Annotated in this window: 15 protein-coding genes; 12 read left to right on the forward strand and 3 right to left on the reverse strand. The window is 63.4% G+C overall.

What is annotated here, in order from left to right:
- Positions 1 to 46 precede the first annotated feature (46 nt).
- On the forward strand, positions 47 to 292 hold the full coding sequence (locus tag GGD89_RS18620) for a hypothetical protein (RefSeq protein WP_184048744.1): 246 nt from the start codon (positions 47 to 49) through the stop codon (positions 290 to 292).
- An 11-nt stretch (positions 293 to 303) separates the two neighbouring features.
- Here GGD89_RS18620 and GGD89_RS18625 read toward each other — a convergent pair whose 3' ends face one another.
- The 3 genes from GGD89_RS18625 to GGD89_RS18635 all read right to left on the reverse strand — a co-directional run bounded on the left by GGD89_RS18625 (position 304) and on the right by GGD89_RS18635 (position 3,682).
- On the reverse strand, positions 304 to 1,371 hold the full coding sequence (locus tag GGD89_RS18625; protein WP_184048747.1) for a helix-turn-helix domain-containing protein: 1,068 nt from the start codon (positions 1,369 to 1,371) through the stop codon (positions 304 to 306).
- Complete coding sequence (locus tag GGD89_RS18630; RefSeq protein ID WP_184048750.1) at positions 1,372 to 2,004, reverse strand: hypothetical protein; 633 nt, start codon at positions 2,002 to 2,004, stop codon at positions 1,372 to 1,374. It abuts the gene before it with no gap.
- A gap of 1,246 nt (positions 2,005 to 3,250) precedes the next feature.
- A complete protein-coding gene (locus tag GGD89_RS18635; RefSeq protein ID WP_184048752.1) occupies positions 3,251 to 3,682 on the reverse strand; it encodes a helix-turn-helix domain-containing protein in 432 nt (143 codons plus the stop codon).
- 117 nt (positions 3,683 to 3,799) lie between these two features.
- Here GGD89_RS18635 and GGD89_RS20725 point away from each other — a divergent pair, with 117 nt between their 5' ends.
- The 11 genes from GGD89_RS20725 to GGD89_RS18690 all read left to right on the forward strand — a co-directional run bounded on the left by GGD89_RS20725 (position 3,800) and on the right by GGD89_RS18690 (position 10,587).
- The gene (locus tag GGD89_RS20725) at positions 3,800 to 4,054 is read left to right on the forward strand and encodes a helix-turn-helix domain-containing protein (RefSeq protein ID WP_184048754.1); all 255 of its coding nucleotides are present in this window, start codon (positions 3,800 to 3,802) and stop codon (positions 4,052 to 4,054) included.
- A complete protein-coding gene (locus GGD89_RS18645) occupies positions 4,041 to 4,559 on the forward strand; it encodes a hypothetical protein (protein WP_184048755.1) in 519 nt (172 codons plus the stop codon). Before GGD89_RS20725 ends, GGD89_RS18645 begins: the two co-directional genes overlap by 14 nt.
- Complete coding sequence (locus GGD89_RS18650) at positions 4,556 to 4,849, forward strand: ogr/Delta-like zinc finger family protein (protein ID WP_184048757.1); 294 nt, start codon at positions 4,556 to 4,558, stop codon at positions 4,847 to 4,849. The genes GGD89_RS18645 and GGD89_RS18650 overlap by 4 nt, the downstream gene beginning before the upstream one ends.
- A gap of 24 nt (positions 4,850 to 4,873) precedes the next feature.
- Positions 4,874 to 7,492, forward strand: coding sequence for a toprim domain-containing protein (locus GGD89_RS18655; protein ID WP_184048759.1), 2,619 nt, complete (start codon positions 4,874 to 4,876; stop codon positions 7,490 to 7,492).
- Between the two features lie 29 nt (positions 7,493 to 7,521).
- On the forward strand, positions 7,522 to 7,782 hold the full coding sequence (locus GGD89_RS18660) for a hypothetical protein (RefSeq protein WP_184048762.1): 261 nt from the start codon (positions 7,522 to 7,524) through the stop codon (positions 7,780 to 7,782).
- Positions 7,783 to 7,883: 101 nt separating this feature from the next.
- Positions 7,884 to 8,168 (forward strand): DUF2312 domain-containing protein, encoded by a 285-nt coding sequence (locus tag GGD89_RS18665; protein WP_184048765.1) that lies wholly within the window; start codon positions 7,884 to 7,886, stop codon positions 8,166 to 8,168.
- 12 nt (positions 8,169 to 8,180) lie between these two features.
- Positions 8,181 to 8,489, forward strand: coding sequence for a hypothetical protein (locus tag GGD89_RS18670; RefSeq protein WP_184048768.1), 309 nt, complete (start codon positions 8,181 to 8,183; stop codon positions 8,487 to 8,489).
- Positions 8,486 to 9,232, forward strand: coding sequence for a hypothetical protein (locus tag GGD89_RS18675; protein WP_184048771.1), 747 nt, complete (start codon positions 8,486 to 8,488; stop codon positions 9,230 to 9,232). Before GGD89_RS18670 ends, GGD89_RS18675 begins: the two co-directional genes overlap by 4 nt.
- Entirely contained in the window at positions 9,229 to 9,996 is a 768-nt protein-coding gene (locus GGD89_RS18680; protein ID WP_184048774.1) for an ORF6N domain-containing protein, read from the forward strand. Before GGD89_RS18675 ends, GGD89_RS18680 begins: the two co-directional genes overlap by 4 nt.
- Before the next feature lie 117 nt (positions 9,997 to 10,113).
- Positions 10,114 to 10,299: a helix-turn-helix domain-containing protein gene (locus tag GGD89_RS18685; protein ID WP_184048778.1), complete on the forward strand. Its 186-nt coding sequence runs from the start codon at positions 10,114 to 10,116 to the stop codon at positions 10,297 to 10,299.
- A 3-nt stretch (positions 10,300 to 10,302) separates the two neighbouring features.
- Entirely contained in the window at positions 10,303 to 10,587 is a 285-nt protein-coding gene (locus GGD89_RS18690; protein WP_184048781.1) for a hypothetical protein, read from the forward strand.
- Positions 10,588 to 10,676 lie beyond the last annotated feature (89 nt).

Below are 10,676 nucleotides of genomic sequence, written 5' to 3' on the forward strand. Positions count from 1 at the left end.
GATTGGGCCACCACAGACCGCGTCTACATCAACATGGAAAACCGGGATGACTGACGGACCTCAGGCCGAATTTCCATCCTTCAGGTTGCTCAATCGGGTGGTCGAGACCGTCCGCCACACCCTCGACGCCGCCGGCGGCTTCCGCTCCGACCTCGAGGCCGTCGAACAGCAACCCCCCGCCCACGGCGGCGGAGCGGGCGGCGGCACTGTCACCACCACCACCCTGCGGGAAGGGGGCGTGGATTGGTCGGGGTTGTCGGCCGCCGAACGGGCCGAGAGGGCGGGGGCGTGAGGAGGCAACAATCAGACTTGGCGAATTTGCCGCTGCGCTGGTCTGAATTTTTCGCCACTCATATTCGCAACCAACCCCTCCAATTCGTCTATTGGAAGGTTTAGTTCACGGGCGAGATCGTTCTTTGTAAACCTTTCCTCCCAAAGAGCCGAAAAAACTTGCTTCCACACGGTGGAAATTTCTCGTTCAATACCTAGCGGCTCGCCAGATCTATATCCTCTCTTGCTTAATTCAATGCAGAGAGATCTGTATTGATGCTCGGTCGATACAATATTCATCCTCCACAGTCTGTATAAAAGCGCAAAGGCAGATACCCTCCACCGTCCCTTTGCAGAAATTATCTTCTGGACCGTTACTGGTCGAGTTACCTTCGCTCGCACGTCATTCGCGGGCAAAAGAAACGCTCCTGCGAATGTGTCCGCCTCTCTTTCCAAGAGGCGACCATCATTAAAATCACCTTTGCAATGCATCAAAAGGTGACCGAGCTCATGAGCCGAATCGAATATACTGGATTCGGCGGTTTTGAAGTTATTCAGGAAAACATAAGGCTTTCCATCTCTCCAGAACGAAAATGCGTTTACATTCGCGGTGTCTTCACTAAGAGAAAGAACCCGAATGCCCTTATTCTCAAGAAGACCAATCATATTACCAATAGGCCGCTCGCCAATCCCCCAGTATTGGCGAATCTCAACGGCCGCTTTTTCAGGATCCGTCTGATAGCTTAGGTCCGGCACATCCGGTTTCGGCAAATTAAAACGCGTTTCGACCCAAGACGACAACTCTACTCCAAGCTGACCAGCCGATTTGGCTGCCCCTTTCTCTGCGGCGCTCATTTTTGAGAAGCTACGAAAACTGACCCCCGCCGAATCAATGTCGATCGGATCATCGTTGAAAAAAAAATCCGGCGGATAACCAAGCGCCACCGCCAGCTTTTCAACGGTGCCTTCTTCAGGCGCACGATAACCTTTCTCGAGTCTTGACAATGTATCTGCAGTGATGCCGGCAGCTTGTGCAAGGCTCCTTCCAGTCATGCGGCGGCGCATCCGCGCCAAAACAAGCCTTTTAGGATTGAAGGTCATTTAGGGGTCTTTACGGGTAATAGAGGGGAACACATCTACAGCTTCATCTTCCGCACCCTGCCCAGGTTCTTCATGCAGGATCCCGGTGTCGTTGTCGTTTTCAACGATGAAGTTGCGCTCGACGCACGGGCCGAAGGCTTTGCCAACTATTGTAGGCCGAGAGAGCTCCATGCGCCCGTCTGGGTCCACCATGCAATAATACAGAGGAAGCCCCATTTGACTTTGTTCTTTTGTGTACGTCGGCAGTTGGCTAAACAAATTTCCCGAACAAATTTTTTCAGAACCACTGCCTTTGTCAGATAACGCCTGAGGGGAGTGGTTAATATCACAACACCGATCAACATTGGCGTAAGCCACTCGAATACCAAGGCCTCTGTTGATGATGGCTTCCACGCCCCCGGGGCGCTCTTTATCCCACTCTTCCCCGCGAAACTCGTCGCGGAGGCACCAGACTCCATCCTGATACGCACTGGTACCAGGTGCATTTGCCGCGTGATTGTCTGTACTATTGTTGGCACGAGCTAAGCAGGCAGTATCGCGAACGCGGCGCAACCCCAGTCCCGTAAGGCCCAATTCCTGCAGGCGAGCTTCAACCTCAAGCGGCGCACTACGAACAACGGTTTCCACATACATCGCAGATAACCTCGAGTCGATTTTTGGAGCCGCGATCGTGGTCGAAAAAATCGACTTTGTCAATCGTCGTGACGGATCAGGGAGCGCATGAGTCTCGTTCGAGGTCGAAGGCAATTCGCATGCTCGCCGTCATTGCGGACCTGACCTGTCTTCCGCCATTTACACCCATGGCCCTGGTACGCTACACGCCGCCATTTTTCGGCGTTTGAACCAGTCTCAGGCCGGGCGTTTATCGTTCGTGGGGTGGGTCGTGGCGGCGCTTAATCTCCGCCGCAGGGCGATCTGGTGTTCCGCCAGGGCGCCAAGGCGGCCTCCTCTAAACGCGCCCGGCGCATCTGTCGGAGGGCGCCCAGGCCACAATCTCGCCGAAAGTAACTCTCTGTATTCAGAATCTAGCTCGGGCCGTTGACGTCATGGGCCCATTCAAAGACCTGAAAATGAATGCCTGCTCCTATTAAAAGGCCAATTATACCAAATATAATGGCGCAAATAGTGCCTTCAAGAGCATCCCCAATTCCATACCCAATCCATGCCCACGCTATAGAAAAAACTACAGCTATTATGATGGAAAGGGGTTTAAATTGCATTGCGATAAAGAAAAGCAATAGAGTCCCGCCAAACCAGGACCATGATTGGTGAATTCCCCCGACGAATATGGATATTAAAATGACTTCTCCAAAAAAAATACAGCCGGCGTCCTGATCCGATTTATACCCATGCATTGCTCTTTTAATGTCGTTTGCGGACATACCTGCTTGTTCCATGGCTTAAGGATACGCGAGGGGCGAGCCACGTTCTGGCGCGGCGGTCCAACGATTTGAGATTCGGTCCCCCAACTCATTCACCATCCAGGGCATCAATCCCCGCCCCCAATACCCTACAGCCGAACGGAGCGCCATTATCCATAATGGCATATTGTTCGTGATGCACGGGCGTTGATACACCGCGCGCCTCCCCGTCTGACGGCGGGGGGCCGGGTGCCCTCACACCCGGGAATCCAGTGGCGCAGTCCCGCCACCACAGTCCGACATTGGACGGGGACCGTCCCGCCGCGGCGCGTGTCGCGGCGGGACAGGTAGCGCATGGGGCTTGCCATATGGAAGAGAGGGAACCGCGTCGAGAAGCGGCGCAGTGTGCTGATTTCGAACAGGATATCACCGGGTACGCGGAACGGTGGCTGGACGGATTCGACGGCCGCCATCCGTTTCCCCGGAAAAGGTCGCCATGCGCCGGTATGGACCGGAGGCTAAGTGCCCTCGGCCTCGCCTTTGCCATCGGCGTTGTCGTCGGTCTCGTTATTGCGATCCTGGGCCTCCCGGAGGGCGCGCAGGTCGCGGGCAAGATTTAGACACTCGTCGGCGAACTCGGCCGCCGACAACCCTTCGAACTTGGTGGGCCGCCGCTCCATCCGCCGATAGATCAGCTCAATGGCCATGCGCATCGCCCCGTCTGCTGTCGCGGGCGGCGCTACCGTGTCCGGCTGTTCTGGAAGGAGATCGGCGGCCGCCACCTCTAAAGCCAAGGCAAGCCGGCTCATCCAGCGCGTGTTCAGGGAACGCTCGCCGGCTTCCAGCTTCACGATTTGCGACTCGTGACATCCGATCAGTTCCGCCAGTGCGCGCCGGCTCAGGCCGCGCACCTCTCGCCATTCCCGGATGCGGTTCGGAGGGGTCGCCATGCGGGCAGCCTACTCGAAGAGACCCAAAATGGGTCTTACCGAAAATGGGTAAAAAAATGGCTTGCCGATTTTACACAAAACGGGTTAAACCGACTTGGAACTGGATGCGAGGGCAACATGCAACTCCGAGCGTGGCGGCTGGCAAATGGCCTGACTGTGGCTGAATTCGCTCTCCGAGTGAGGCGTTCCATACACGCCATTCGCAAGTACGAAAACGGTACGCGGATCCCTGACCGAGACACGATGGCCGCTATCCATCGCGCTACCGCCGGGGCCGTCACGCCAAACGATTTCTACGGCGTAGAATTGTCCCAATGTGGGGCAGAAGACACCCGGACAGGGGAACGAGAGGTCCGCCATGCGACCTCATAGCCCTGCCGTCTATGCCGGCATCAAGAGTGCGTTCCGGCGCTTGCTTGCCGAGTGCGGCGACCTGCGCGAGGCGGCCGCCGTGACTCGGGTCGGTAAAACCATGCTGGCCGAATACGGCTCCCGGAACCACCCGGACACCTATCCCCCGGCGGACGTGATCGCTGATCTGGAGGCCCACGTCGGGGAGCCCATCGTCTCCCGCCAGCTCGTCCGTCTCGCTGCCGATCGACCGGAGCCCGAAGGCGCCCTTCCGGACGACGTCGCCGCCGTGTTGCACATGGCGACCCGGGGGCAGGTGGCATTGGGCGAACTCGCGCGGTGCGCCGTTCAGGCCGCCGAGGATGGCGACCTGTCGGACGCGGAGCTGGCCGCCCTGATCGAGCGCGCGGAAACGCGCATGCACGTCGCCCAGTCCGACTACGACGCCCTCATGAAACTCCGCGAGACCCGGCGCGGACAGCCCCACCGCCGCAGGGCGGCACAATCCGGGAGATCACCACGATGAAACGCCCCAAGGGTCGCCACGCCCAGAGTGTGTTCCGCAATCAGGCCCGCTGCCCTGTGTGCGGCACCGGCTGCCGCACGGCCAAGACTCACCACCTGACCGCCGCCGTGACCGAGATCACCTACGTCTGTCCGAACGACGACTGCGGCATGGTTTGGGTCGGGCAGTTGTATCCGCTGCGCATCCTGGAGCCCTCCCGCCTGCCGGTCGCTCCGCCCCGCGCGGTCCCGGTCTCACCGGCCGATGAGCGCGGCGCCGGGCCGGTCCTGACGCTCGCGTCGGGCGGCTGATCCAGGGGAGCGGGGGACCCAACCATGCGTGACGATATCGCCGCCGACGTGCGGCAACGCCTGATCCATGACTACAAAATGCGGCCCCGGGGCGAGTGGCTGCAACGCGGGACCTGTCCGCAGTGCGGCGAAAAGGAGCTGTACGCCAACGGCACGGAGCCCTGGGCCATCCGCTGCGGGCGGCTGAACAAGTGCGGGTTCGAGGCTTCGACCAAGGACCTGTACCCCGACGCCTTCGGGCGGTTGAACGAACGTTACCCGGCCACGTCGGAGCGTCCCAACGAGACCGCCCACGCCTACATGGGCTTCGTCCGGGGCCTGCCCGACACCTGCAAGGGCTGGTATCGCCAGGGGCGGTTCTGGCATCCGGCCGGTGATCGGGCCACGGCCACCGTCCTGTTCGAGATCGCCCCCGACGTCTGGATGGAACGGTTCGTTGAGCCGGTGCGGGTGCGCGAGGATGACGGCGACGTCACCGTTCGCAAGCAGCACTTCCACGGGGCGCACAAGGGCCTGGCCTGGGCGCCGCCCAAGCAGCGGGTGGGGGATGAGCTCTGGATCGTCGAGGGCTGCATTGACGCCGCCTCCCTGGCCTGCGCCGGCCTGTCCGCCGCCGCCACCCTGTCGGCTGGCAACTACCCGGGCGACTACCTGAAACGCCTTGCCGACGCGGGGCAGCGTCCGGTCCTGGTCTGGGCCTTGGACAATGATCCCGCCGGCAAAGGTGCGATGCGCCGCCACATCGCCCGCGCCGAAAAGGACGGCTGGACCTGCCGCGCCGCCCTGGTCCCACGCGACGGCCGCACCAAGCGCGATTGGAACGACCTCTGGCTCGCCGGCGCCCTGGCCGAGGACAAACGAACCGACACCCTCGACCGCTGCCGCTTTCATGGAGACCTGTTCCGCGCCCGCACCGCCAAGGAAAAGGGCCTGCTGATCTACCGCCGCAAGAGTGCCACCGCCTTCGGCCTCGACTTCGATTGCCGCACATGGTGGTGGAAGCTGGACCAGGAGCGCCTGAACAAGGCCACCATGGAGGGCCTGTCCCGCGAAGACGCCGAGGACATGGCCGCCGAGTGCCATGAAATCTGCAACTGCGCGGTGTCCTTCCTGTACTTCCAGCAGTCCAAGCTGACGGACGAAAGCTGGTACTACACCCGCGTGGACCTGCCCGACGGCCGCACGCTCAAGAACACCTTCCGGGGGCCGGACATCTCGTCCGCGTCGGAGTTCAAGAAGCGCCTGATCTCGATCGCCCCGGGCGCGCTCTACAGCGGATCGTCCCCGCAACTGAACTGGATCGTCGGCCGCTACCTCCGCCGGATCCGCGTGGTCGAGACGGTCGAGTTCATCGGCTATTCCCGCGAACACGAGACCTATGTGTTCCCGGACGTCGCCGTGCATCACGGCCGCGTCCACCGGATGAACGACGAGGACTTTTTCGAGGTCGGGCGCCTGTCGATCAAGAGCCTCAACGGCTCCCTGGCGCTGCACATCGGTAAGGCGACGGAGTACCGCGCCGATTGGCCGGATCTGGTCTACCGCGCCTATGGCGCCCAGGGGCTGATCGCCGCCGCGTTCTTCCTCGGCTCCCTGGTCGCGGAACAGATCCGCACGGTTCACAAGTCGTTTCCGTTCCTGGAAATCGTCGGCGAGGCCGGCGCCGGCAAGTCCTCCCTGATCGAGTGCTTGTGGAAGCTGGTCGGCCGCGTCGACTACGAGGGATTCGACCCCAACAAGGCCACCAGTGCCGCCCTGGCCCGCAACTTCTCCCAGGTGTCGAACCTGCCGATCTCGCTGATCGAAAGCGACCGGGACAGCCCGGACAGCAAGCAACGGCAATTCGATTGGGACCAGATGAAGACCGCCTACAACGGCCGCGCCGTGCGGTCGCGCGGGGTGAAGAACGGCGGCAACGAGACCTATGAGCCGCCGTTCCGGGCCTCGGTCCTCATCAGTCAAAACGCGCCCGTGAACGCCTCCGAGGCCATTCTGACGCGCATCGTGCACCTGCTGTTCGATTGCTCCGGCCATTCCGCCGAGGGCAAGGAGGCCGCCGACGAACTCTCGGCCCTGCCCGTCGAACACCTGTCGCACTGGCTCATCCTGGTCTGTCAGGCCGAGGACCGGATCCTGGAGACGGTGCGCGTCCGCACCCCGCTGCACGAACGCGCGTTGCTGGCCGATCCCGCCATCCGCTCCCACCGCATCGCCAAAAACCACGGCCAGATGATGGCCTTGGCCGAGGTGCTCTGTGACCTGTGCAAAGTCCCCGGCCCGCGCCGCGAGGACGTGCTCGAGACGCTGCGCACCGCCGCCACCCGCCGCCAGGACGCCATCGCCTCCGACCATGCCGTGGTCGAGGAATGGTGGGAGCTGGTCGAGTTCCTGGACCCCGACGGGGACAAGCTCAACCACAGCCGCAAGCCCGAGCAGCTCCTCGCGCTCAACCTCAATCAGGTCATCCAGATGGCCCAGCAGCGCCAGCAGGTGTTGCCCGCCACATCGGCCGACCTGAAGCGGCACCTCAAGACCAGCAAGAGCCGCAAGTTCCTGGGCATCAAGACCGTGAACTCCGGTCAGCACGGGGACTTCTACAACCGCGCCGTCAAGTGCTGGTGCTTCGAACAGCGCCCGTCCTGACGCGCCCCCCAAGGCATGGAGAACCCGCCATGTTGTTGTCCGACATCCTTCTCGACATTGCCCAGGACGTCCGTCGCGAGGCCCTGATCGGCCCCGACGCCGACTCCCTGTTCCTGACCGCGAACCGTATCTCGGCCGCCGCTCTGCAACTGGCCGACATGGAGCGCCGGGAGGATCAGGACGGCCCGGCGCCCGGGTCCGACCCCGCCGACGTCCTGGCCGTCGAAAGCCCGCTCGACCAGCTCGTCAACGCCGTCCGTGCCGTCGAGCGCCGGGGGACCGCGTCATGATCCCCGCCACCATGGTCCGCGAGGGCCTCGTCCTCGCCGGCCTGTTCGTCGTCCTGATCCTGTGGTCGATCCTCGGCCACGCCGTTTTGGAGTCCTGATCCATGACCGACACCACCACCGAGACCGCCGCTACCACGACCACGACCAACGACGTGGGCGGCATCGCCGCCGACCAGCTCCGGTCCTTCATCGAACGCATCGAGCGGCTCGAAGAGGAAAAGGAAAACCTCAGCAACGACATTCGCGACGTCTACGCCGAGGCCAAGTCCACCGGCTTCGACACCAAGATCATGCGCCAGCTCGTGCGCCTGCGGAAAATGGACCGCGACGACCTCGCCGAACAGGACGAGATCCTCGAGCTCTACCGCCGCGCCGTGAACGTGTAGGGGGCCGCCGCCATGTCCGCGCCGGCGATGGTCCGCGAGGCCCTGCGCCTGTTGAACGAGGGCCTGCCGGCGACGGCGCAATTCTGCGCCTACGACGCCGGCACCAGCGCGGGCGAGGCCCTGGCCCCGTCCGCCGCCTGTCCGTTCGACAGCCAGGTCTTTCCGGCACTCGCCGCCGCCTGGGAACGCGGCCGGAGCCAGACCATCGCCTTCCAAGCCGGCCGTGTCCGGCGCCAGACCGGCCGGCGGTTGGCGCGCCTCTCCCTGCCTGTCGGCGGGACAACCCACGCCGCCCATACCCACCCCGAGGACTCTGCATGACTGCCGCCCCGCATCCGACCCTGTGGCCGCATCTGGCGAGCGCCGTGCTCGCCGGGTCCCATGCGTCCCTGACCGCCCAGGCCGTGGCCGCCGAATGCTACGAGACGCCCGACTGGGCCGCGCGCCGGATCCTCGAGGTCGAGGTCCTCACCCCGCGCGTCCTCGATCCCTGTTGCGGGACCGGCATCCTGTCCCGGGCAGCCCGCGCCGCCGGCTACGACGTCGGGTCCCTCGACCTGCACCAGTGGGGCTATCCGGATCAGCACGGGCAGGCCGACTTTCTGGCCGACCCGCCGGCCTGGATTGCATGGCCGATGTTCCGGGAGACCCCGGCCTACCTCCGCCACAACATGCCGCTGCCCCTGTCCGGTGTGAGCGTGTTCATGAACCCGCCGTTCTCGCAGGCCACCGCCTTCGTCGACCGGGCGTTCGCCCTGGGCGCGCGAAAGGTTCTGTGCTTCCAGCGGTTGGCGTGGCGGGAAAGTCAGACCCGCCGGGCGTGGTGGGACGCCCGGCCGCCGGCGCGCATCTGGTTGTGCGGCGACCGCGCGCACTGCTGGCGCTTCGACATTCCGCCCGAGGCCCGCACCGGCGGCTCCCCGACCGCGCACGCATGGTTCGTCTGGGAACAGGGTCATCGCGGCCTCGAGGCCGTCGCCACGATCTGGAAGGCGACCGATCCCGAAACGCCGGCGCCGCTCCCGTCCGTTGCCTCTGTCACCCCGAAGGAGTCTACGCCATGACTCACACCACCCTGGCCCCCGTGCCCGTCGCGGCGCTTCGCCCCGTCACCTATCGCGGCGAGCCGGTGCTGACCACCGAGATCCTGGCCGCCGCCTATGGCACCGAGACGGTGCGCATTCGGCAGAACATGACGCGCAACGCGGATCGGTTCGTCGAGGGCAAGCACTACTTCAAAATCACGGGCGACGAGCTCCGCATGTTCCGTGACCGAACCGAGTATCTCAAAGATACTCCGTTCGCCCCCGGATCGACTGTCTCCGCCCTCATCCTCTGGACCCAACGCGGCGCTGCCCGGCACGCCAAGATGCTGGAGACGGACGCGGCCTGGGAGGTGTTCGAGGCGCTCGAGGACTCCTACTTCGATCGGCGCGAAGGGACCGGCGAGCCGGCCGCCCGGCGGTTCAATCCCAGCAGCGGGGAGTGGACCGAAACCCGGCCCGGCACCGAAAGCCGGCGGTTCTGGGAGGAAATGCACCGCCTGGGCTTTGCCGACACCAAGGCGTTGGCGGAGGCCGGCCAGTTGAGCCGGACCACCCTCTGGCACTTCACGCAAGGCAACATGGTCCCAAAGAAGGGCCTCGACATGCTCAAGCTGATCGGGCTCGGCTTCGATCTCCGCTACCTGCTTTACGGCGAGCGCACGTTTGCCCGCGCCGAACTGGACCTGATCGCCGCCTATCGCGACGGCGACACCGCCGGCGTCCAGCGCATCGTGGCCGAACGGCCGCCCCGCCTCACCGACCAGACCGACGGCGAGACCTGACGCCATGCCCCGCACACCCGCCACGAGACCGACCGAGGGCTCGCTCTGGACCAAAGGGGGACAGCCGTGATGCGCGTTTCAAGGGACATGTCCCGCTTTCCCGATTGGCCCCGTCTCATGACGGCCGACGAAGCGGCCGCATATCTGTCGATCTCGGCCAACACGCTGCGCACGCACGTCCCGATCGCACCGGTTCGGATCGGCGGGTGCGTTCGCTACGACCGAAAGAGGCTCGACGAATACGCCGACGGTGATGCTTCGTTGAAGGAAACCGCCACCTGGGCGGATGAGTTGTTCGGGTGATCCATGCCAGTCTATCGGATCAAAGGTATCAAGCGGGTACGGAACCCAAGAACGGGCGCCTACTACCTGTATCACCGGGGCACGGGAAAGCGCCTGCGACAAAAGGAGGGCACCGCCGCGTTCCTTGAGGAAGTGGCGGCCCTCGATCGGGACGCGGAGGACAGGCAGTCGGACCCAAAGGCGCCGGCCGGAACATGGGGTTGGCTGCGCGAACTGTACCTCTCCAGCCCGAAGTATGCCCAGCTCGCGCCGCGCACCCGCAAAAGCTACCGCGCCATTCTGGACTAGAGTGCTCTGGGGTCGGGTTGAGTCGCCAGGGATTCCCATGGGATCGATTTTATGATTCAACGGACTGACCGTTAGGAGGTCGGTCCGCA

The organism is Roseospira visakhapatnamensis (assembly GCF_014197915.1).
Classification (GTDB): Bacteria; Pseudomonadota; Alphaproteobacteria; order Rhodospirillales; family Rhodospirillaceae; genus Rhodospira; species Rhodospira visakhapatnamensis.

Excerpts from the sequence above, each read along its gene's own strand:
- GGD89_RS18620 (WP_184048744.1), top strand. The coding sequence starts at position 47 with ATGACTGACGGACCTCAGGCCGAATTTCCATCCTTCAGGTTGCTCAAT.
- GGD89_RS18625 (WP_184048747.1), bottom strand. The coding sequence starts at position 1,371 with ATGACCTTCAATCCTAAAAGGCTTGTTTTGGCGCGGATGCGCCGCCGC.
- GGD89_RS18630 (WP_184048750.1), bottom strand. The coding sequence starts at position 2,004 with ATGTATGTGGAAACCGTTGTTCGTAGTGCGCCGCTTGAGGTTGAAGCT.
- GGD89_RS18635 (WP_184048752.1), bottom strand. The coding sequence starts at position 3,682 with ATGGCGACCCCTCCGAACCGCATCCGGGAATGGCGAGAGGTGCGCGGC.
- GGD89_RS20725 (WP_184048754.1), top strand. The coding sequence starts at position 3,800 with ATGCAACTCCGAGCGTGGCGGCTGGCAAATGGCCTGACTGTGGCTGAA.
- GGD89_RS18645 (WP_184048755.1), top strand. The coding sequence starts at position 4,041 with ATGCGACCTCATAGCCCTGCCGTCTATGCCGGCATCAAGAGTGCGTTC.
- GGD89_RS18650 (WP_184048757.1), top strand. The coding sequence starts at position 4,556 with ATGAAACGCCCCAAGGGTCGCCACGCCCAGAGTGTGTTCCGCAATCAG.
- GGD89_RS18655 (WP_184048759.1), top strand. The coding sequence starts at position 4,874 with ATGCGTGACGATATCGCCGCCGACGTGCGGCAACGCCTGATCCATGAC.
- GGD89_RS18660 (WP_184048762.1), top strand. The coding sequence starts at position 7,522 with ATGTTGTTGTCCGACATCCTTCTCGACATTGCCCAGGACGTCCGTCGC.
- GGD89_RS18665 (WP_184048765.1), top strand. The coding sequence starts at position 7,884 with ATGACCGACACCACCACCGAGACCGCCGCTACCACGACCACGACCAAC.
- GGD89_RS18670 (WP_184048768.1), top strand. The coding sequence starts at position 8,181 with ATGTCCGCGCCGGCGATGGTCCGCGAGGCCCTGCGCCTGTTGAACGAG.
- GGD89_RS18675 (WP_184048771.1), top strand. The coding sequence starts at position 8,486 with ATGACTGCCGCCCCGCATCCGACCCTGTGGCCGCATCTGGCGAGCGCC.
- GGD89_RS18680 (WP_184048774.1), top strand. The coding sequence starts at position 9,229 with ATGACTCACACCACCCTGGCCCCCGTGCCCGTCGCGGCGCTTCGCCCC.
- GGD89_RS18685 (WP_184048778.1), top strand. The coding sequence starts at position 10,114 with ATGACGGCCGACGAAGCGGCCGCATATCTGTCGATCTCGGCCAACACG.
- GGD89_RS18690 (WP_184048781.1), top strand. The coding sequence starts at position 10,303 with ATGCCAGTCTATCGGATCAAAGGTATCAAGCGGGTACGGAACCCAAGA.